Consider the following 19,642-nt stretch of genomic DNA (forward strand, 5'->3'; position numbering starts at 1 on the left):
ACGTCGAAGACCGTTCGTCTGATGGCAAACGGCCTTCAACATGTCTGGATTGATTAAAGTGTATAACTTATGAAAAGCAGCTTCATGCTGATTACCACACGGTTACGTTAGAGCTACCGCTGCTCTGGTATCCCTCCGTTGCCAATACCTGATAAGCCCAGCTGCTGCCTAAATTCATGCCTGCGTTCTTCCATGCGTTGACGTGATTGCTGAACGTGATGGAAGAATTGACCCCGGTCGCTCTTTTCGATTGCCGGACACTCCAGAACTGCTGGAAGGTTTGTGTGCCGTCAATGGATGGCGCGTTATACCGCATGGTCGTATAAATATCATAGGTGCCCCCGTCACTCGTCACCGTTCCTTTGTAGGTTCCGGTTGGCCGGTAAGTTCCCCAGCTGTCCACGACGTAATATTCAATGAGGGAATTTCTCGTCCATCCATAGAGCGTCAAATATCCATTTCCGGACGGCGCCCAGACGCCGGCATTATAGTTAATCGTCCGGTTAGGCGATCCGGTATTCCAGCCCTTGCCGACAACGAAGTTCCCGGAATTTTGCCAGGTCACGCTGTAATTTCCGCCGGATCCGTTGACGGCATTCACCGTGCCCCCGCCATCGGTCCAATTTTGCCAATAGTCCGTCGTGGCTGCATTTGAGGTAGCTGCAAATAACCCAAGACTCATGGAAGCTGCAAGAACGACCGTTAACCATTTTTTGCTCCGTTTCAACATAAACTGCCTCCTCATGTTTATTTTTGCACCTTACAACCGTCTGCCATTGAATTCTCTTGGCTCTGCTGCGCTTTACATGGCTAGTCCTTCTCTTTTTCCTTTCCTCCTTTCTGTGAAAATTATAAAATGATAGCGGTTACATAACACTTCACAAATTAAACATGATATATAGATTTTCTTACAATTTTTAGAAACCGACGGACCATCTTGGAAAAATAGGCACTAAAAATACCCATGGACCACGCTTTTTCAAGCTTTTGGACCATGAGTACGTTAATAGAGAATATTTTTGGTAACCCCTTGAATCTATTGTACGTGTCGACTAATTAAAGTCTATGTATGAAGCTTAGATCCGCTCGTAGAGACTGCTGGTTGGGATCACTTGAGCAAAAGTGCCGTCCAAGGATGCCATAAACGTATGATGAACGGTTTGTGCAGGAATCGCGGTACCATCCCAGAGTAAATCTCTGGTTGTGCAGGCATCATCAAGCACGAGAACTTCATATCCCAGACGGTTTGCGGTTCTTACCGTAGAATCGATACAAATGTGGCTCATCATGCCGCAAATGACTAACCGGGTTACATTCAGCGATTCAAGATGCTGCTGTAATTCCGTTTGGAAAAAGCTGTCCGGCGTATGCTTGATGATCACTTTTTCGCCAGGCTCGGGTAAAATGCCTTCATGCGGTTGAATCCCTTCCGTACCGGGAAGAAAAAATGTGGCGTTGTCATCGAGAAGAATACACTGAATATGAACGATCGGTAACTTCTTGCCCCGGAACAGAGTTAAAGCTTCCTGCGCATGGGTTAGTGCCTCTTCAGCACGGAATAACTCGTTTCGGCCTCCTTTAAAATAATCCTTCTGAATGTCTACCATTATGAATGCGGTATTCATGGGTCATGGTCTCCTTTAATTTATAAGAGTAGTTTCTTACCGCATTATAATATCGGTATCATGAATGGTGAATTACCCACTTTTTTGTGGGTATGGGATGCCTTTGCGGTCCAGAAGCTCCGTCTGTCCCCGTTCCACCATATAATCAATTCCGATCTCCTGCATAATGAGTACCGCATCCAACAGCCTTCTTCCCCGCTCCGTCAGAAAATATTCTACATGCAGCGGGTACCCTTCCGTTTTGATTTTATCCACGATCCCGCTGGAAATCAGTTCTTTAAGATGCTGCAGCAGCATCTTTTGGGTGATCTGGTCAATATCCCGTTCCAGTTGGGCCAGGGACGTATTTCCGTCTTTCAATTGATAAATGATCATCGTTTTCCATTTCCCTTTGATGATGTCATGGACAACCTCTAATGGGCAGGTGCACTGCTCCCGAATCATCATGAAATTCACCTCCATCCATGTTCTCTGTCTGGGTCAGATCTTCATTCGTTCTTCTTCATAATAACAAACAAAGACCTGGATTCGTAACCCAGGCCTTTGTTTATTTTACGGCAAAACATAAACTGCTTATTTCCAAAAGGTGATCTTATCAGCGCTCAAACGAACGGACTCATACCCTTCTTCTTCCGCTTTACCGATGGCAAGAATGAGTACCGGAGTATATCTTTCCGGATCTAATTCGAAAGCAGCTGCGATTTGATCCGTCTCAAATCCACCGATGGGATTGGTATCATAACCATGAGCTCTGGCGGTGAGCATGAGCTGCATGGCCAGCAATCCACTATCCACTTTTACAATATCATTAACAACTTCTTTAGGGAGCGTAGGATAGATCGTAAGAATGCTTTCCAATTGCCGGTCCCGGACTTCCGGCGGCATTTTCCCCTGTTCCACCGCCGCATTGAAAATCTCTTCCGCATACTCATAAGATTTCATGTCCCCAAAGATCAGCAGCATGGCAGAAGATGTGTCATTTTGCTGGGTATTGAAGCGGATCAAAGGCCGCAGCGTATTTTTCCCTTCTTCGCTTTCAACGACGACGATGCGCCAAGGCTGCAAATTTGCTGAAGATGGAGCTGTGGCAGCTTCTTCAATGATCTCTTTAAGCTCTTCTCTGGATATTTTAAAAGCGGGGTCATAGGCACGAATCGAACGTCTCTCTTTCATAATATGGGTAAAATCGTTGTTATTCATCGTAGTGGTCATATGGATACCTCTCCTCTTTTTCTGATGTCTATTCTGATAACTCATTTGACCCTTTGAAATTCATTAAGTTATCATGAGGAAAGCATAAACTATGAACTATAGTTCATAGCAAGAAAGGATTAGGCGTGATTTCGATGAAGATTAGCGACGTTTCCAAAATGGTGGATTTGCCGATTTCAACCCTCCGATACTATGAAAAAAAGGGGATTATCCCGGAGACCTACTTGGTAAGAGATGAAAATAATTACCGGGCCTATGACGAACAAATAATCCCATTCGTGTTAAGTCTAAAATCATTACTCTCAGCCGGCTTTTCGATTCATGAGATTAAGGATATCCTTTCCCGAAAAGAACTTGCGCGAGAGCAACAGTTGGACATCATCAAAGAGAAAATGAATGAAATTGAACAATTACAGAAAAAATTGGACGACGCAAAACACTTTCTTCAAGACTCCCTGCAGTCGGCTCAGGACTGCACCTGGTAACAAACCATTAAGTCGCCTCCTACCGCAACGAGTTCCGATAGATTTAGATGCTTCCCCTTTCTCTTTTCGCAGCATTATACAACCCGTCTTCATCTACCCTTACCTGCTGCAGTTCCTTCATTCTCCCTCTTACCCGGCATGCTTATTTTCAAAGAGTAAACTCCCCCTTTCATATCACTTTCATTTCACCATCTCAAATGCGAACCTGGTCTAAACATTCATAGAAGGGAAGCCCTTGGCTTCTCTTTGAATGGTCCGATTTCGACAGTTTTGGTTCGATCGAATGGGTTCCACGACATCAGAAATCCATTTTACGAATGTTTTACAATTCGACATTTTACAAAATCAACGTTTAGCCAACTCCTCTCGTTCTGGATCGAACCGAAATGAGCTTAAGCATTCATGTATTGGGCCTTGAAGCGTTCCGGGCACGATGCTGCTCCTTCCGGATGTAAAGCTTAACGAAGCGGTTCTAATGTCATTTTCCCTAAATATGGATTATTAAAAGGCTTTCATCGAGATTGGCTTTTATAATGATCGCCAATTCGTTTCATACGCGGCTTACATTCACGAGTTAATCTTGGGATGTGGGAACGGTCTCACATTCAGAAAGCGGGGTTAGACATGAGTCATACGATCCGGGAAATTGCCCAGTTAGCCGGGGTGTCCAAGTCAACCGTATCCAGAGTCATTTCGGGAAAAGGTTATATCCACCCGGAAACAAGGGACGCGGTGCTTAAAGTCATTGAAGAACTGCAATATAAGCCGAACGCGGTAGCCAGGGCCATGGTATCCCAGCGGACGCACAACATCGGAGTCCTGATTTACCGCAGGGAATACCCGATTGCCTCCCACCCGTTTTACGGCAAAATTGTGGATGCCATTCTGGCGACCGCGGCCCGCATGAACTATTCCGTCTTTGTGACGACAGATCATGAGATGTCCCTTCGATCCGCCGATTTTATGCTGGAGAAACGCGTAGACGGACTCATTCTGATCAGCCGGCTGCAGCAAAATGTGATCGATTATATTCACAACTTCGGCATTCCTTACGTCATGGTGAACGGATCTACCGATGTCGACAATGTGGTACATGTCGTTAACCGGGATCAGGACGGAGGCATGATGGCAGCCGAATATTTGACTGGTCTAGGGCACAGGCGAATCTTCGTGTTGGCCGGACCGCAGACCCACCGGAGCCATTATTTAAGGCTGCACGGCTTTCGCGATTATTTGAATGGAATTGGATCTCCTCTCGATCCGTCATCGCTCGCCTACCCGCAGGCATCCACCTTTGAGCAAGGATACGAAATGATGCGGCAGCATTGGCCTGATTTCAAGTCAGGAGGCTATACGGCCCTCTTTGCGACGAATGACATGATTGCGCTCGGTGCGATGAAATTTCTGATTGAGCAATCGGTCCGCATTCCCGACCAAGTGGCTGTTATCGGTTTTGATGGCATCGACGTCGCCTCCATTTATACCCCTTCCCTAACGACCATCAAGGTGGACACGGAAGCGATGGGCAGAACCGCCTGCACCCTCCTGGACAAGCTGATTGATCAGCAGCCGGTTAACGAGCTGGACATTGAGCTGGTGCCCGAACTGATTATTCGTCAATCTACTTAAATCCATATAAGTAAAATCGAAAGGAGATTGATCCATGCGCTGGTATTTAAAAGCCATCGGACCAAAGAAAATCTTTGAATTTGTTGCACTTGTCGTGTTTGTCATCTTTTTTATGGGGCCGCTGCTCAATTTGGCGATTCTGGCCTTCACAGGCAAATGGAATTATCCCGATCTGCTTCCCTCCGTTTGGTCGCTCAAATGGTGGACCTTCGTCTTTCAGCAGCAGGACATCGCCAAATCCATCGGGCTATCCTTTGTGATCGCAGCACTGGTGACGGGCATATCGATCGTGCTCTGCATCCCGGCAGCGTACGCATTTGCCCGGATCCGTTTTCCGTTAAGCCGGTTTTTCCTGTTCTCCTTCCTCCTTACCCATGCTTTCCCCAAAATGGGCCTGTACGTGTCGATCGCCGTGCTGTTCTATAAGTTTGGTCTGATGAACACGCTGGCTGGAGTCATCCTGATCCACATTATTAATGTGCTGATGTTCATGACCTGGATCCCGACTTCCGCGTTCCGGAACGTTCATACGGCGCAGGAAGAATCTGCGAGAGACGTCGGCGCCAGCCCGTTCCGCGTGTTCCGCAGCATTACGCTGCCGATGGCCCTGCCCGGGATTCTGGTGGCTTCGATCTTTACTTTTTTGAATTCCCTCGATGAAGCACAGGGCACCTTCCTGGTCGGTATTCCCGATTTCAAAACAATGCCGATCGTCATGTATTCGATCATCAGCGATTACCCGGCGTATGCCGGCGCGGTGTTCTCCATCATTTTAACAGCGCCTTCCATTATTCTGCTGGTGGCTGCCCAGCGTTTCGTCAGTGCGGACGTGCTTGCGAGCGGTTTCCAGATCAAATAAATAGATAGCGATAGATGTATTAAGGAGGTCCCTATGAACATTCAGTTATCGATTCAAAACCTGTCCAAACGCTATAAAACCGGCGATGGCGTATCGGATATCTCGCTGGACGTGCAGAAAGGAGAGTTGATCACCCTGCTCGGGCCTTCCGGATGCGGAAAGACCACGGTGCTGCGCAGCATCGGCGGTTTTCTGGAGCCGGACTCGGGAGACATCTTGATCGAAGGAAAGAGCGTGGTCAAGGTTCCGCCGGAGAAACGGCCAACCTCCATGGTATTTCAAGGCTACAATTTGTGGCCGCATATGTCGGTCCATGATAACCTCGCGTTTGGCCTGAAAATCCGCAAAATCAAAAAGAAGGACAGGGAAAAAGCGATTCAGGACGTGCTGGAACTGGTTCGTCTTCCGGGAGCCGGCAGCAAATTCCCAGCACAGCTGTCCGGAGGCCAGCAGCAGCGGATTGCCGTTGCCAGGTCGCTCCTGCTGAATCCCGCCGTCCTGCTGCTCGATGAGCCTTTCTCGGCACTGGATGCGAAGCTTCGGCACGAGATGCGCGAAGAACTGCGGGAAATCCAGGCCAATACCGGCCTGACCATGGTTTTTGTCACCCACGATCAGGAAGAGGCATTATCGATTTCGGACCGGATTGTCGTTATGAATCACGGCAACATTGAACAAATTGCCTCCCCCCAGGAGATCTACGATGCGCCGAAGTCGCTCTATGTGGCCCAGTTCATCGGGAAAATGAACTTCGTAAAGGGGGTGATTGACGCAGATCAAATTACAGTTGGTTCTATCCGCTTCCCGAACCCCTCCCGTCTTTCGGGCAATGTCACGGTTGCTGTAAGGCCGGAAGATATAATTCTGGATCAGGCCGGCGGCAGCGGTCTGCCGGGCACAGTCAAGCAAATCATGATCCTCGGGCATTATGCCGAAGTTTCCGTCGATGTACAAGGTTATGGCACCATCCGCGCCTTCCAGGCGCGCGATCAAATCAATGAACTGTCTAACGGGCAGTCCGTTTCCGTTCAGTTTGCGAAGGTTATCGCGTATCCGTAAGGCGTAATTGGAATCAACCAACTTTACAAACTTATAGGAGGGTTTACTTCCATGTTGAATAAGAAATCGGCATTTGCATTTGTTACTTCCTTTGTCCTTGCGGCCTCCCTGCTGTCCGGCTGCGGCAGCAGTAAGGACAGCGGCGCGAGTTCGGCTGCTGAAGGTACAGGTACGTCAAGCAAACAGGTCGAATTTTCGTTTTATTATTCCGGATCGCAGAACGTGGACGATTTGTGGAAAAATTTGATTCCGATGTTCGAAGAAAAGAATCCCGACATCAAGGTTAAAGCCGTCTACGTGCCGTCGGGTACCGGAGCGCAGCCGACCTATGACCGCATCCTTGCCGCGAAGCAATCCGGCAAAGGCTCGGGTGATATTGACCTCTTTGAAGATGGCCTCGGCGTGGTGACCAAAGGGCAAAAGGACGATTTATGGGACAATTTAAGCACGGACCATATTCCGAATTTGAACAACGTGGACCAAAACACGCTGAACGATGTGTCTAACCTCGCGATCCCTTATCGCTCCTCGGCGGTTGTCCTTGCCTATAACAGCGAAACCGTCAAGGATGTGCCGAAAACGCTGGACGAAGTGTATGAGTGGATCCGCAGCCATCCGGAGCGGTTTGCCTACAACGATCCGTCGACAGGCGGTGCAGGAAGCTCCTTCGTCACGACCAGCATCTATAAATTTTTGCCCGAAGACGCGATTCACAACACGGATCCCAGCATTGAAAGCCAATGGGATCAAGGGTTCTCTCTCTTGAAGGATCTGGGCAAATACATGTACGGCAAGGGCATCTATCCGAAGAAAAACCAAGGCACGCTTGATCTGCTGACGAGCGGCGAAGTCGACATGATTCCGGCCTGGTCTGACATGGTGCTGGATCAGCTGGACAAAGGACAGCTCCCGGAAACGACAAAAATTACGCAAATCACACCTGGATTTAACGGCGGTCCGACTTACTTGATGGTACCGAAGTTATCCGAGAAGAAAGACGCTGTGTACAAATTCCTTGATTTTGTGCTGTCGCCTGAAGCCCAGAATGTCGTCGTCGATAAAATGCACGGCTTCCCGGGCATCAAGCTGACGAACATGTCTCAGGAGGTTCAGGATTCCTTTAAAGGTGCTTCCGAAGGATTCCGTTCGTTCAATATTGGCGATCTGGACAAAGACATTAACAAACGCTGGCAAAGCGAAGTGGCTGCACAATGAGTAAATCATTCAAAAGAGGGATCCTGGGCATTTCCATGGTCCTTCCTTCCTTTCTCGTGCTGGTGCTGATTGTCGTCATCCCGATCATTAGTTCACTCCGCGAAAGCTTGAAGAATGATAACGGTGGGTATGATTTATCCAATTACACCTATTTGTTCACGGACAAATTGATGCGCTCCAACATTATTTTCACCTTGGAAATTACCATTGTTTCCTCCATCCTGGTTTTGCTTATCAGCTATTCGCTGGCTGTGTATATGCGGTTCAATAACGGCTTTGCGGTACGGTGGATCCGGCGCACCTACATGATACCGATCTTTATCCCATCGGTCATTGCGACGTACGGCCTGATTCAGCTTCTCGGCAACCATGGCTGGATGGCAAGGATCCTGTACCATCTGGGTACGGACAGCTTTCCAAGGATTATATTTGACATGAAGGGCATCATTCTCGCGAATCTTTGGTTTAATATTCCGTTTACGACGATGCTGCTCGGCTCAGCCTTGTCGGGGGTACCCGATGCGGTCATTGAAAGCGCAAAGGATGTGGGGGCCGGACGGATGAGAATCTTTTTCCGGCTTATTCTGCCGCTGACGTTCAAGACGCTGCTCGTCGCCCTTACCTTTGTATTTATGGGTGTGATCGGTTCCTTCACCGCTCCCTTTCTGATTGGACCCAATGCGCCGCAAATGCTGGGCGTGTCTATGGAGCAAATTTTCAGTGTGTTTCAAGACCGCCAGCTGGCGGCGGCCACAGCTTTCTTTACCTTCCTGCTTTGCTCTTTTGTCGGATATTTCTATATCCGCTCCATGATCAAAGAAGAAAGCGTGCGTTCATCATGAATACTTTACTCGTTAACGTACAGGGAGCTGTAACGCCGGAGTGCTCCAAGACGCATATCGCTTACCGTTTTTTTCTGGCCAAAACCGGAGGGCGGATGAAAATCGACTTTTCCTATAATCCGAAAAATCTAGAGGATGGCGCCAAGGCGAAAATGCTGATTGAGCAGGGCCTTGATCGATATGTTGAAGATGAACTCGGGGAACAGGCCAAGTCCAAATGGCAGTCCCACCTTCCGCTCAAAAATTTGATCACGCTGTCCGTTGACGATCCTTCCGGCCACCGCGGGGCCGCCCACCGCCATGATCCGGAGCAGTATCTGTTTATTTCCAGGCTTGAATCGTCTCCAGGTCTGAGCAAAGGGGCGCTGCAGGCCGGCATGTGGACAGTTACCCTGAGCCTGCATGCCATCGTGACGGACGACTGCCGTTACTCGCTGCAAATCTGGCATGAGGAGGATCACGGATGAACTGGATGGCTTGTGAACTTCATACCCATACCTTCCATAGTGACGGAAGTCAGAGCCTGGAAGAATTGGCTGCCGGAGCAAAAGCTCTTGGATTTGACTGCATCGCCCTGACGGATCACAACACGATGTCCGGCTTATGGAATAAAGAGACGGTTGAGCAGCAGACGGGCATGAACATCATTCAAGGCATGGAATGGACCACCTTTTTCGGACATATGGTGACGCTTGGCGTGAAGGACTATATCGATTGGCGTCCGGTAGGTCCTGGTGACATTCACGCTGGACTCGCCCGAGTGCACGAGCAAGGCGGTATCGCCGGCATGGCCCACCCTTTTCGCCCCGGCAGTCCCATGTGCACTGGCTGCTATTGGGAATTCGAGCTCCGCGACTGGAATGACCTTGATTATATCGAAGTGTGGTCCACGACCTTTGCCCCGCTGAAAAATAACAACGCCCGCGCATTTCGCCTCTGGACCGACAAGCTGAACGAAGGCTTCCGGATCGCGGCGACTTCCGGCCGGGATTGGCACCGCCAGGAACAGACGGATGAACCGCTGTCCGTCACGTATCTGCTTATGGAAGAGCATGGTGGCTCGATCACCGATAAGGCGGTCGCTGCCCTTTCCGCTGGAAGGGCCTCCGTCACCCTTGGTCCGCGGCTCGATCTTGGCGTCCATTTCGGCGGCCAACTTTACGGCATAGGGGATGCCGTCCCAGAAGGAACTTCGCCGGATCACACGATCGAACTGCAGGCAGCTGCCGATTTCGAGGCACGGAAAGAGCATTGGGAGCTGCCGGAACAAATCTATACCTTGCGCTTTCACAGCAATCTTGGTATGGTATCGGAACTCCCCTATGCTGCAGATAGCAAGGGCTGCAATGTGACGCTTTCACGCGAAGGATTGCGGTGGGTGCGTGCGGAGCTGTGGGGAACAATCCGCGGGGTCCGCACGATGATTGCCTTTACCAACCCCATTTATTTTGATGAACCGGGAGGTGAAACCGCGCAATGACAGCACCATTTCCACTGATCACGGCTCACAGCGGCTGTATGGGTACGCTCGATAATACGCTATCCTCGATCGAGACCGGCATCCGGCTTGGTGCGGACATTATTGAAGAAGACGTCCGAGTCACCAGGGACGGGATCGCCGTGCTTGCCCATGACGATGAATGGCGGACGGAGGACGGCAGGCTCATTCATATTTCGAAAATGAGTATGGCAGAACTGCAGGAGCTGGTTCTCAGCGTAGACTACGCCGGCAAATCCGGGACGATGACGATCGCAAGGCTGGATGAGATGCTGGCCAGGGTCCAGGCTGCCGGTATCACCGCGAATCTGGATCTCAAAACCGATGACAGCGTCGAAGCGGCTGCGGCGCTCATTTATCACTACAAGATGGCGGACCAAGTCTTGCTGACAGGCTGCGGACCCGACCGGGCCATGCTTGTACAGCAAACGCATCCGGAGCTTAGAAAGCTGCTCAATGTCGACATGGAGCTTTTTCTAACCCAAGAGTATACGGATGCAGTCCGTCGTACCTGTGAGGATGCAGCTGCCGCAGCTTGTATCGGCCTCAATGTTCCGTACCAGCTGGTCAGGGAGGAACTGTTGGAACAGGCTGCAGCCCGCTCGCTCCCGGTTTTCGTCTGGACCGTCAATGAGGAGACATTGATGGAGCGGTTCGCAAGTATGGGAATCGCCTCCATTACGACGCGGAACGTCGATGCTTTGGTCCGGCTCAAGAGAAGTCTGACCACGGAAACAACAAAGGTCCCGGAATAATTCCGGGACCTTTTGCTTTACGATCATATTTTGCCGCTCCATCCGCAGCGGATAAACGGAGATCTTTCGCCTTAGTCCGAATGCCGATCTCTAAATTCGAAAATATCATCGACCGCTTGCCGGTAACCACCAGATTTGCGAAAGGATTCGCCCATCCTTGCGGCTGCTTCCTTGAAAGAACCTCGGCTCAATACCAGGTCTGCCGCTTCCCGCAGCTGATGGGCCGTCAAGCTCTGCATGTCTAAGGTCATGCCCGCACCGGTCCGGGCGACTTGCCCCGCGATGACCGGCTGATCCGCGCTGAGCGGGAGGACAATGAGCGGTACCCCGAAGTAAAGGCCTTCATGGGCACTGTTCATCCCGCCGTGTGTAATAAATAGCTGGGCGTGCTGCAGCACTTCCGTTTGCGGAACATAACTTTTGACGATGAAATGATCCGGGATGTCTCCTAAATCGGATATCGGGGTCTTACTCCCGATCGACATGACAATCGTATGATGGGAATTTCCAAATGCTTCAAAACAAAGCTTATAGAAATCCAGCGCCTGGTTCATGACGGTGCCCAGTGAAATGTAGATCGGGCTTTTCCCCTGGATTTCAGAAAGGTCAAAGTCATCTTCCATGGACCGCGAAGTGATGGATGGGCCCACAAATTTATACGACGTATCGAATGTTTCCCCTCCCGGCTGGAACTTTCTTGCTGTATAGACAATCGTAAGTGATGCAGGGTTACAAAACGCCTCGTAAGGAGAATGGATCTCGACGCCGTATTTTTGCTGGATCATGGCCGTCAGGCTTTGATACTTATCGTTGATCGGTTTAGTGATTTCTTCAGGGACATCGTTGAAAAATTGTTCCATCGTATGGTCGAAAGATGGTTTGGACTCTGCAAAAGTACTGCAAGAGCTGATGGCAGGAAGTTTAAGGATCTCCGCCAGCAGACGTCCGCAGCCGAACATGGAGTCATGGATGATATAGTCAAAATGCTCTCCCTGGATCTGTTCAAGAACGCTGGGGATCACGACATCAGCCGTCAGCAAGAGACCGTTGACCCTTTCCAGCAAATAGTTTCTTCCGCCGGAGATAAAGGCTTTGATAAATTTCTGGTCGTCAATTGTCCGTACGACCGCTCCCGCTTTCTCCAACCTCTCCCTATAAGCTTCGATGCAAAAGTACACAACCTCTTCCCCGCGCGAGGTCAGCTCCTGTACAACGCCAATCGTCGGATTGATATGCCCCTCTGATCCGGCATTAATAAATAGAACGCGTGCCATATTCAATACTCCTTTCTTGTATTACAATGGTAAACCTTATGTCAGTAGGCTGGTCTGTTTCAACAAGCCTCGTCTTCTTGGGGATGCTCTGCAAGTCAACCAGATTTCGCCTATTCGCGTCATTAATGTATCCATCCAGCGACATCGTCATGCTTAAGCGATCATCCGCAGCTTCTCCACAAACAGCAGCAGAACGAGCCCCTGGCCAATCCCAGCGATTCCGGTCCATCGCCCATTCAGCCCATTCGTGTCCGCCCCAGCTCTCCGGATTGCTGAACATCAGATAGCGGTAGACGCGGTCCGCCGCAGCCTTCAGGTCCGTTTGCTCCATTTGCATTCCCTCTTCGCTCCTTTATATGTAGTTGTTTCGATAGTCTGTAGGGGTCAGTCCAAACTGCTTCTTAAACGTTTCGCGAAAATGGTCCTGGTCAACATAACCGATCCGGTCACACACCTCGTAAATCCGATTTGCGGGATCCTTCAGCAGCCGGGCCGCCTCTTCCATACGCAGTTTGACGATCCAATGGTTGATCGTCATGCCGGTCACTTCCTTGACCAGCGCGTTTACATACTTCTCGCTAAGGCCAACCCCACTTGCAACGTCCCAAAGCGACAGATCCTTCCGCGAATAATTTTCACGAATGGTCTGGATCGCTTGTTCGACGAGCTTCTTCTTCTTGATGCTGCCGGTCCACTCAGCCATTGGCAATGTCTGGGCCAAATTGGGCAGGCGATCCCGAAGCCTTTGTTCAATAAGCTCGACACCACGCTGTTCCTCCCGCTCCTTGTGCAGCTCCGCCACGATTCTGGCGAATACCCGCTCGATCTCCTCCGGATCGATCGGCTTCATGATGTATTCCTGCACCTGCAGCTTGATCGCCTGCCGCGCGTACTCGAATTCGTTCAGCCCCGACAGGATGATGCACCTCGTGTCCGGCTTGCTGGCCCGGAACGCCTCAATCAGCTCCAGGCCATTCCCCTTCGGCATGCCGATATCGGTAAGCAGCAGATCCGGAGGATCGCGCTTCAGCCATTCGAGCGCTTCCTCTCCGTTCTTGGCGGCTCCGACGAGTTCAATGCCGAGCCGCTCCCAGTCGATGGAGTGTGACAGCGTCTCCCGGACGAGTTTGACGTCCTCGGCGATCAGCAGTTTATACATCAGGCGGTTCCTCCTCAGGATCGATTTGAACATGGGAACGCAGCGGGAGTACAACTTCAACGCAAGTTCCTTCGTCCACGGGCACGTAGCGCAGCCCAAAGCCTGGCCCGCAGTGCAGTTGTATCCGCCGATGCACGTTCAGCGTTCCATAACCGTTCTCGGCAGACGAGTCCGAGGTTAAACTGCGTTCCCCCGCCTCTTGCTCCCGCAGCATACGGTTGCGCTCCTCTACGTTGCAGCCCTTTCCGTTGTCTTCGACACGCAGAATAAGCGTATTCCCTTCCTCGTAGGCGGTAATCGCGATACGGCAATCGTCCGTTCGCCCGGCAAAGCCGTGAACGATGGCATTCTCCGCAAGCGGCTGCAGAATAAAGTGAGGAATGACGATGTCCTGCAGGTCGGAAGCGATATGAGACTCGGCGAGCAGATCGTCGTGCATCATTTGCTGGATGTGTAAATAGGCTTCTACTTGCTTGATCTCATTGTCCAAGGAGATCCACGTTCGGCCCCGGTTCAAACCGAATCGGAACACATTGGCCAGCGAACGCACGATCGCGCTCGTCTCCCGGTCTCCGGCCAAAATGGCACGGCAATTGATCAGGTCGAGTGTATTGTATAGAAAATGAGGGTTGATCTGGGCATTCAGCAGTTCCAACTGAAGCTGGCGGCGCTCAATCTCCTCCTCAAAGCTCTTCTCGATCAGACCGTGAAGCGTAACCAGCATGGACGCGAATTTCTCGTTCAGCGTCTCGACTTCGTGGATGCCTGACTTCAATTTAGGCAGCGGCTCACGGAATGCAAGCACTTCGGGACGCTGAACAGCGTTAACGAGCCGGGTAATCGGAACGGTTACCCGTATGACGATACGCCGCAGCCACAGTCCCGCGATCAGTACGGCTGCCATCGCAGCCAAAGCGCCGATCGCCGAGATGGCTAACGTGTATCTTCCGAAGTGGCTCTTTGGAACGGCGGTCAAAAGCTTCCAGCCATTGTCCATTTTTACGCACGTGACACGGTGCACCGTCCCTTCGACTTTCGCGTCGGCCGAGCTTCCATCGCAGTTGGCCGATCGAACGAACGGAAGCCCGCCGGCCGGTTCAAGAAATGCATACCGTTCGCTGTAAATGACGCGGCCTTCTTCATCCACCAAAAGGTGAAAGCCTGATGTCAGTGCAGCGTTCTCGAACAGGCTCCGGATGCTTCCGGTATCCGCCCCGATCATGAAGGTGCCGATCACGCGGCCGTCCTTGGTGCTAATTTTCTTGGTCGCCGAATAGATCATCGCTGTCCCCGAGCGTCCGGCCTTCTGTCCCCACCAGACGTTGCGACGCCCTCCGGAGATCAGATCACGATACCAGCTCTCGTTCTGCAGGTCGGTGGATTTGTAAATGCCGGTCACCGGGTCGAAGTGGTCGGTCGCGAGGGTATACAGGCCGCTCTCCGGCTCCAACGCGACGGCGACGACATATGTCTGTTGAACGATACTGCCGGAATGGGCATCATTCAGCAGTGATAAGAGAGACAGATTTTGCAAATTCGTCTGCAGGGTGAAGAAGTCGTTGACCGCTTCGTAGGGCGCTGAATGCTCAGTCTCGAGCAAATTTTCGATCGATTGGTTGGACAGCAGAAACGCGGCCATATTGTTCATCGTGTCCAGCTGATATTCCAGATTGCGGTGCACGAACTTCATCGATTGTTCCGCCATCTGACGCGTGTGTTCATTTTGCACCCGGATGAGAATGTAGCTTGCCGAAGCGGCGAACAGGGCGATGACCGTCACGACCAGCGCAAAGACCGGCAGACTGATCCGGGCCAGCAAGCTGGTGTGGCGCTTATTCGTGACCATCACCAAATCCTCCCTTGCCAAATTGTTTTCTTTAACCTCCAAGTAAATCACAATCTGTAATCATCGTGGAGGCGTACGCTTTATTTAGCTTCTTCCCTCTCTCCGCCTAAATTTCCTGCAATATCGTGAGATGCTGGCGGCTTTTACCCGCTGCGTTCCCCTGAAACCGAGACGTTCTCTATTCAAACGGCAAAGCACCTCCCCAATGCTTCCGGCATGGCCGGATTACACCAGGAAGGCTGCTGAAGTTCACGTTTTTACTTGCCTGCTTTTTTCTGATAGGAAGCTTCTAACTCGCTCAAAATTTGATTGCCCCCTTGCGACTTCCACTTCTCTACGAATTCGTCGAACTTTTTGATGTCGGCACCCATAATGATTTGGGTGAATACCGAGTCACGCATCGTATCCAGCTCTGTCAGCTTGGCGATTTTCGTCGGCGATTCAAGGTAATTGGAAGCGTCGGTGATTTGATGCTCATTGTTGATCGCGACTCCGAGTGCTTCGGAGAACCGCAGCGGCAGCGACTCAAGGTAATGCGGCCAGCCCTTCAGGCCAGGAGCAAATAGGTAGCTCTGCGTGCCTCTGAAGTTGCCATTGGGATCCTGCTGTGTCTTCGGGTCGACGAGGGTCGTGTTCGTCTTAAGCTTCCCGTCTACGAGGGAATAGTCTTCGCCTTCAATGCCCCAGACGGTCAACATCTCGTTCTCCTCGGATAGCGAATCCTCGATGATCGACAGTACGCGCTTCGGATCTTTTGTTTTTGCGCTAATGGCATTCATCTGCGAGAACGGTGCCCCCATTGGCGCAACGGCCGTACCGTCCGTCCCCAGCAGTGACCCGGTCAAAGTCAAGTATTTGAAGGGCTCCTCAGCCTGGTTCGGGAGTGAACCGTCCTTGGCCAGTTTGCCGCTCTTGATCAGCTCATTGGTCTCGATCTGCGTGTCGTAATCACTGGCCGTCGACCACCAGCCCATCCAGGAGAACACCTTGCCGCTGAAAATCTTTGCCCGCAGCTGTTCTTCCTTAATCGTTGAAAACTCCTTGTCGATAAGCCCTTCCTTGTACATCTTCTGCAGAAACAGCAGCGCGTCCCGCATCCGGGGATCGATGTCATAGTTGCTGAATTTTCCATCCCTCTCTGTGAAAAAACCGGGTGTGACGCCGAACGCGCCGAACACGTTGTCGAAGGAATTGTTCGCGAATTTTACCTGTCCGATCTGGGACGTATAACCGCCGAGCGGAATGACCTCGGGATGCTGCTCCTTGACCTTTTTCAGCAGGTTATAATATTCGTCAAGCGTCTTTGGGACGGGTACGCCTGCCTGCTCCACGTAGTCCTTACGCATAACCAAGTCCCAGCGATACCCCGCCCCCGGCCCGCCCTGATACGGAATCCCGTAAATGCGGCCGTTCACTTTCGCCTGCTCGAACACATCCGGCGGTACTTCCTTCATAATATTCGGCGTGTCCTTTTCGTTAATGAGGTCGGTCAGATCAACGAAAGCGCCTTGCTGCGCGTATTTCTGAAAGTCATCGGCAAAATCGATCTTCGTCACGTCAGGAATGTCGCTGCTCGCCATCTTCAGATTCAGCTTCGTTTTGTATTGCTGGACATCGACCATCTCCGGGATGATCTTAATATTCAGCTTGGCCTCGATCGCTTGTTTCACCGCGTCCTTAGAAGGGTCATATGGCAGTGAAATATCCTGTGCCTTCAGCCACTTCAGCTCGTAAGGCGAATGTTCCGCAGTCGCTTCAGACGTACCTGACGGATTTCCCGGCTCGGGACTTGCGCTCCCGCCTCCATCGTTGTTGCTGCCGCATCCCGACAGCGTAAGCGTTCCCAAGAGAAAGGCGGCGAGTACGCCGTAACCCCAATGTTTAACTGTCTTTGACATATACAGACATCCCCCTGTAATTTCACTTAAATGGTTGATTACCCTTTAACTGAACCGATCAGCATGCCCTGTTCAAAATACTTCTGAATGAACGGATACAGAACCATCATCGGCAGCGCTACGATGACAATGGCCGCCATCTGGATTCCGATCGTGGGCGGCGGCGTTCTCCCTGCCGCTTCGAGCAATTCAGGCGGCAGGCTGGAACTCGCGATGATGGTGCGCAATACGAGCTGCACCGGCGCTTTGTGCCAGTCCGTGACATACAGAAGCGCATTGAAGAAATCGTTCCAGTACGTCACCATGTAGAGCAAGCCGATCGAGGCAATGACCGGCATCGACATCGGGAGAACGATCGAACGCAGCGTCCTGATCTCGGATGCCCCGTCAATTGCAGCAGATTCCTTCAGACTGTCTGGAATACCTTCGAAGAAGGATTTCATAATGATCATATTAAAGGCGCTATAGGCCATGACCAAGATCAGTACGTAATCCGTGTTCAGCAGACCTAAATTTTTGATCGTGATATATGTCGGAATTAAACCGCCCTTGAACAACATCGTGAACACGAAGATCAGCATGATGATCCGCCGGCCGGGCAGCTTCTTCTCCGCCAGGGAGTAAGCAGCCGCAGCCGTGAGCATAAGCGCTAGCAGGACACCGGCGGCTGTATTACGGATCGTCACCCCATAAGCGTTATAGATGAGAGATCCCTTCTTGAGCAAGTAGGCGAAATAATCGAAGCTGAGCGATGTCGGAAACAGCACCAGACCGTTCTTTTCGCTGAAGATCGAGTATGGCGTTACGGACACGCATAGAACATACCAGAACGGAATCATGATAATGAGCGTAATGAGCGACAGTACGAAATAGTTGGTAGCGATAAAAATGGATTCGCCTCGAGTGAGCTTCACGATTCGGATTCTCCTTTGTCAGAAAATGCCGGAATCATTGATTCGCTTCGCGATCTGATTGGCGATCAGCACCATGGCGAAGCCGATGATTCCCTTGATGACGTCTGCCGCCGCCGCGAGACTGAGGCTGAACTGCTCGATGCCTACCCTATAGATGTAGGTGTCGAGAATGTCGCCAACTTCGAACACCATCGGGTTGTACAGGTTGAGCACCTGGTCCAACCCGGCACTCATCAGATAGCCGACCCTGAGGATGAAAATGACGATAATCGTGCTCGATATGCCGGGGAGCGTGATGTGGATGATGCGTTGAAACCTCGTCGCTCCGTCCATCACCGCGGCTTCGTACACTTCGGGATTCAGCCCGGCGATGGCGGCCAAATAAATGATCGCTGCCCAGCCCATCTCTTTCATGGCATCGGTGACGACGAGAATGATCCGAAAATACGCAGGCTCGACGAGCAGATATACGGGTTTGCCGCCAAACCACTCGACGATTTTGTTGATCACGCCGGTCTCCGGCGAAAGCAGCAGCGTAATGATACCGCCGTAGACAACCCAGGACACGAAACGCGGCAGATAGACGGCCGTCTGCAGCGTCTTCTTGAACCACTTGGTCCGAATTTCGTTTAGCGACAGCGCTAACAAAATGGGACAGATAAATCCGCTGATCATCTTGTACAGGCTGATAAGCAGTGTATTGCGAAAAGCGTTCAGGAACATCTCCGACGCAAACAGCTCCCGGAAATGTGCGAAACCCACCCACTTACTGGCCCCGAATCCCTGGATGACGTTGTAGTCCATGAACGCGATGCTGATGCCGTACAAAGGCAAGTAATCGAACACAATGACCCAGGCCAGTGCAGGCAGCAGCAAGGCGTACAGCCATTTGTATTTCCATATCGTCATTAGCAGCCGCCTTCGCGGCTTTTCCGTTCTAGCGGGAATTCCCGCAGTAACGATTTCCATCGTCCCTCCTCCATCCTTCTTTCTGCTCCGGCAATCCGCATTTACCTCTCCCGGTTGTACACTTGCCGCTTGTGAATTTGCCAGTTGCGCCAATCCATTCGTTGCAAGAACGGCGGTCTGCGGGATGCACACCGATTCCTGTTCCGCCGCTGCCTTCCAGAATGGAAGTGCTTACATATTTAAGAATACCGGCTTCCTTGAACGTGGAAAACCGGAGCGAAGGATGATAATACCGGGGAAAAGTCGGAAATCTGACAATGATTTTCTAAGATTATAGTAATAGCAGCCTGACTGAACGGCCAGCACGATATGAATTAGATATTATCAGCTGCTTCAGGTCATCCTGATTCCAACCGCAACGATCCCCGCTCAACAAGCGGGGATCGTTTTGTGACCAACATTT

The 19,642-nt window shown here is 51.1% G+C and carries 20 protein-coding genes; 9 read left to right on the forward strand and 11 right to left on the reverse strand.

The features are described 5' to 3' along the window. Positions 1 to 91: 91 nt before the first annotated feature. From BCV73_RS14865 to BCV73_RS14880, 4 genes are all read right to left on the reverse strand, one after another. The gene (locus tag BCV73_RS14865; protein WP_076164478.1) at positions 92 to 730 is read right to left on the reverse strand and encodes a glycoside hydrolase family 11 protein; all 639 of its coding nucleotides are present in this window, start codon (positions 728 to 730) and stop codon (positions 92 to 94) included. 346 nt (positions 731 to 1,076) lie between these two features. Then, on the reverse strand, positions 1,077 to 1,625 hold the full coding sequence (locus BCV73_RS14870; protein ID WP_089547717.1) for a cysteine hydrolase family protein: 549 nt from the start codon (positions 1,623 to 1,625) through the stop codon (positions 1,077 to 1,079). 72 nt (positions 1,626 to 1,697) lie between these two features. Continuing rightward, positions 1,698 to 2,072, reverse strand: a complete 375-nt coding sequence (locus BCV73_RS14875) for a winged helix-turn-helix transcriptional regulator (RefSeq protein WP_076164472.1) — start codon at positions 2,070 to 2,072, stop codon at positions 1,698 to 1,700. 126 nt (positions 2,073 to 2,198) lie between these two features. Next, positions 2,199 to 2,837, reverse strand: coding sequence for a nitroreductase family protein (locus BCV73_RS14880; protein WP_089547718.1), 639 nt, complete (start codon positions 2,835 to 2,837; stop codon positions 2,199 to 2,201). Between the two features lie 134 nt (positions 2,838 to 2,971). Between BCV73_RS14880 and BCV73_RS14885 the strand changes: the two genes are divergently transcribed. The 9 genes from BCV73_RS14885 to BCV73_RS14925 all read left to right on the forward strand — a co-directional run bounded on the left by BCV73_RS14885 (position 2,972) and on the right by BCV73_RS14925 (position 11,179). Further along, positions 2,972 to 3,322 (forward strand): helix-turn-helix domain-containing protein, encoded by a 351-nt coding sequence (locus BCV73_RS14885; RefSeq protein WP_089547719.1) that lies wholly within the window; start codon positions 2,972 to 2,974, stop codon positions 3,320 to 3,322. Positions 3,323 to 3,946: 624 nt separating this feature from the next. Then, complete coding sequence (locus BCV73_RS14890; protein WP_089547720.1) at positions 3,947 to 4,951, forward strand: LacI family DNA-binding transcriptional regulator; 1,005 nt, start codon at positions 3,947 to 3,949, stop codon at positions 4,949 to 4,951. 34 nt (positions 4,952 to 4,985) lie between these two features. Next, the gene (locus BCV73_RS14895; RefSeq protein WP_089547721.1) at positions 4,986 to 5,810 is read left to right on the forward strand and encodes an ABC transporter permease; all 825 of its coding nucleotides are present in this window, start codon (positions 4,986 to 4,988) and stop codon (positions 5,808 to 5,810) included. 33 nt (positions 5,811 to 5,843) lie between these two features. After that, positions 5,844 to 6,869 (forward strand): ABC transporter ATP-binding protein, encoded by a 1,026-nt coding sequence (locus BCV73_RS14900; RefSeq protein WP_076164460.1) that lies wholly within the window; start codon positions 5,844 to 5,846, stop codon positions 6,867 to 6,869. Between the two features lie 51 nt (positions 6,870 to 6,920). Further along, complete coding sequence (locus tag BCV73_RS14905) at positions 6,921 to 8,084, forward strand: extracellular solute-binding protein (protein WP_089547722.1); 1,164 nt, start codon at positions 6,921 to 6,923, stop codon at positions 8,082 to 8,084. Then, entirely contained in the window at positions 8,081 to 8,926 is an 846-nt protein-coding gene (locus tag BCV73_RS14910) for an ABC transporter permease (protein WP_076164456.1), read from the forward strand. The genes BCV73_RS14905 and BCV73_RS14910 overlap by 4 nt, the downstream gene beginning before the upstream one ends. After that, on the forward strand, positions 8,923 to 9,393 hold the full coding sequence (locus BCV73_RS14915) for a hypothetical protein (RefSeq protein WP_089547723.1): 471 nt from the start codon (positions 8,923 to 8,925) through the stop codon (positions 9,391 to 9,393). Before BCV73_RS14910 ends, BCV73_RS14915 begins: the two co-directional genes overlap by 4 nt. Continuing rightward, complete coding sequence (locus BCV73_RS14920; RefSeq protein WP_089547724.1) at positions 9,390 to 10,406, forward strand: CehA/McbA family metallohydrolase; 1,017 nt, start codon at positions 9,390 to 9,392, stop codon at positions 10,404 to 10,406. The genes BCV73_RS14915 and BCV73_RS14920 overlap by 4 nt, the downstream gene beginning before the upstream one ends. Continuing rightward, positions 10,403 to 11,179: a glycerophosphodiester phosphodiesterase gene (locus tag BCV73_RS14925; protein WP_089547725.1), complete on the forward strand. Its 777-nt coding sequence runs from the start codon at positions 10,403 to 10,405 to the stop codon at positions 11,177 to 11,179. Before BCV73_RS14920 ends, BCV73_RS14925 begins: the two co-directional genes overlap by 4 nt. A gap of 71 nt (positions 11,180 to 11,250) precedes the next feature. On the opposite strand, the gene BCV73_RS14930 is transcribed toward BCV73_RS14925, so the two are convergent. The 7 genes from BCV73_RS14930 to BCV73_RS14960 all read right to left on the reverse strand — a co-directional run bounded on the left by BCV73_RS14930 (position 11,251) and on the right by BCV73_RS14960 (position 19,239). Next, a complete protein-coding gene (locus BCV73_RS14930) occupies positions 11,251 to 12,453 on the reverse strand; it encodes a macrolide family glycosyltransferase (RefSeq protein ID WP_089547726.1) in 1,203 nt (400 codons plus the stop codon). Beyond that, positions 12,431 to 12,784, reverse strand: coding sequence for a hypothetical protein (locus BCV73_RS14935; protein WP_143811869.1), 354 nt, complete (start codon positions 12,782 to 12,784; stop codon positions 12,431 to 12,433). The genes BCV73_RS14930 and BCV73_RS14935 overlap by 23 nt, the downstream gene beginning before the upstream one ends. Positions 12,785 to 12,805: 21 nt before the next feature. Next, positions 12,806 to 13,612 (reverse strand): response regulator transcription factor, encoded by an 807-nt coding sequence (locus tag BCV73_RS14940; protein WP_179232003.1) that lies wholly within the window; start codon positions 13,610 to 13,612, stop codon positions 12,806 to 12,808. After that, the gene (locus BCV73_RS14945) at positions 13,605 to 15,458 is read right to left on the reverse strand and encodes a cache domain-containing sensor histidine kinase (RefSeq protein WP_089547729.1); all 1,854 of its coding nucleotides are present in this window, start codon (positions 15,456 to 15,458) and stop codon (positions 13,605 to 13,607) included. Before BCV73_RS14945 ends, BCV73_RS14940 begins: the two co-directional genes overlap by 8 nt. Before the next feature lie 257 nt (positions 15,459 to 15,715). Then, a complete protein-coding gene (locus BCV73_RS14950; protein ID WP_089547730.1) occupies positions 15,716 to 17,356 on the reverse strand; it encodes an extracellular solute-binding protein in 1,641 nt (546 codons plus the stop codon). Positions 17,357 to 17,394: 38 nt separating this feature from the next. After that, complete coding sequence (locus BCV73_RS14955) at positions 17,395 to 18,270, reverse strand: carbohydrate ABC transporter permease (protein WP_084203646.1); 876 nt, start codon at positions 18,268 to 18,270, stop codon at positions 17,395 to 17,397. Between the two features lie 18 nt (positions 18,271 to 18,288). Then, on the reverse strand, positions 18,289 to 19,239 hold the full coding sequence (locus BCV73_RS14960; RefSeq protein ID WP_089547731.1) for an ABC transporter permease: 951 nt from the start codon (positions 19,237 to 19,239) through the stop codon (positions 18,289 to 18,291). Between the last annotated feature and the right edge of the window lie 403 nt (positions 19,240 to 19,642).

This window comes from Paenibacillus sp. SSG-1 (assembly GCF_002224835.1).
Classification (GTDB): domain Bacteria; phylum Bacillota; class Bacilli; order Paenibacillales; family Paenibacillaceae; genus Paenibacillus_AQ; species Paenibacillus_AQ favisporus.

Bases quoted from the DNA above. Each gene is read 5' to 3' on its own strand.
- BCV73_RS14890 (WP_089547720.1), top strand. From the start codon at position 3,947: ATGAGTCATACGATCCGGGAAATTGCCCAGTTAGCCGGGGTGTCCAAG.
- BCV73_RS14940 (WP_179232003.1), bottom strand. From the start codon at position 13,612: ATGTATAAACTGCTGATCGCCGAGGACGTCAAACTCGTCCGGGAGACG.
- BCV73_RS14945 (WP_089547729.1), bottom strand. From the start codon at position 15,458: ATGGTCACGAATAAGCGCCACACCAGCTTGCTGGCCCGGATCAGTCTG.
- BCV73_RS14885 (WP_089547719.1), top strand. From the start codon at position 2,972: ATGAAGATTAGCGACGTTTCCAAAATGGTGGATTTGCCGATTTCAACC.
- BCV73_RS14920 (WP_089547724.1), top strand. From the start codon at position 9,390: ATGAACTGGATGGCTTGTGAACTTCATACCCATACCTTCCATAGTGAC.
- BCV73_RS14895 (WP_089547721.1), top strand. From the start codon at position 4,986: ATGCGCTGGTATTTAAAAGCCATCGGACCAAAGAAAATCTTTGAATTT.
- BCV73_RS14900 (WP_076164460.1), top strand. From the start codon at position 5,844: ATGAACATTCAGTTATCGATTCAAAACCTGTCCAAACGCTATAAAACC.
- BCV73_RS14925 (WP_089547725.1), top strand. From the start codon at position 10,403: ATGACAGCACCATTTCCACTGATCACGGCTCACAGCGGCTGTATGGGT.
- BCV73_RS14910 (WP_076164456.1), top strand. From the start codon at position 8,081: ATGAGTAAATCATTCAAAAGAGGGATCCTGGGCATTTCCATGGTCCTT.
- BCV73_RS14865 (WP_076164478.1), bottom strand. From the start codon at position 730: ATGTTGAAACGGAGCAAAAAATGGTTAACGGTCGTTCTTGCAGCTTCC.
- BCV73_RS14875 (WP_076164472.1), bottom strand. From the start codon at position 2,072: ATGATGATTCGGGAGCAGTGCACCTGCCCATTAGAGGTTGTCCATGAC.
- BCV73_RS14880 (WP_089547718.1), bottom strand. From the start codon at position 2,837: ATGACCACTACGATGAATAACAACGATTTTACCCATATTATGAAAGAG.
- BCV73_RS14960 (WP_089547731.1), bottom strand. From the start codon at position 19,239: ATGGAAATCGTTACTGCGGGAATTCCCGCTAGAACGGAAAAGCCGCGA.
- BCV73_RS14935 (WP_143811869.1), bottom strand. From the start codon at position 12,784: ATGGAGCAAACGGACCTGAAGGCTGCGGCGGACCGCGTCTACCGCTAT.
- BCV73_RS14950 (WP_089547730.1), bottom strand. From the start codon at position 17,356: ATGTCAAAGACAGTTAAACATTGGGGTTACGGCGTACTCGCCGCCTTT.
- BCV73_RS14905 (WP_089547722.1), top strand. From the start codon at position 6,921: ATGTTGAATAAGAAATCGGCATTTGCATTTGTTACTTCCTTTGTCCTT.
- BCV73_RS14930 (WP_089547726.1), bottom strand. From the start codon at position 12,453: ATGGCACGCGTTCTATTTATTAATGCCGGATCAGAGGGGCATATCAAT.
- BCV73_RS14915 (WP_089547723.1), top strand. From the start codon at position 8,923: ATGAATACTTTACTCGTTAACGTACAGGGAGCTGTAACGCCGGAGTGC.
- BCV73_RS14870 (WP_089547717.1), bottom strand. From the start codon at position 1,625: ATGAATACCGCATTCATAATGGTAGACATTCAGAAGGATTATTTTAAA.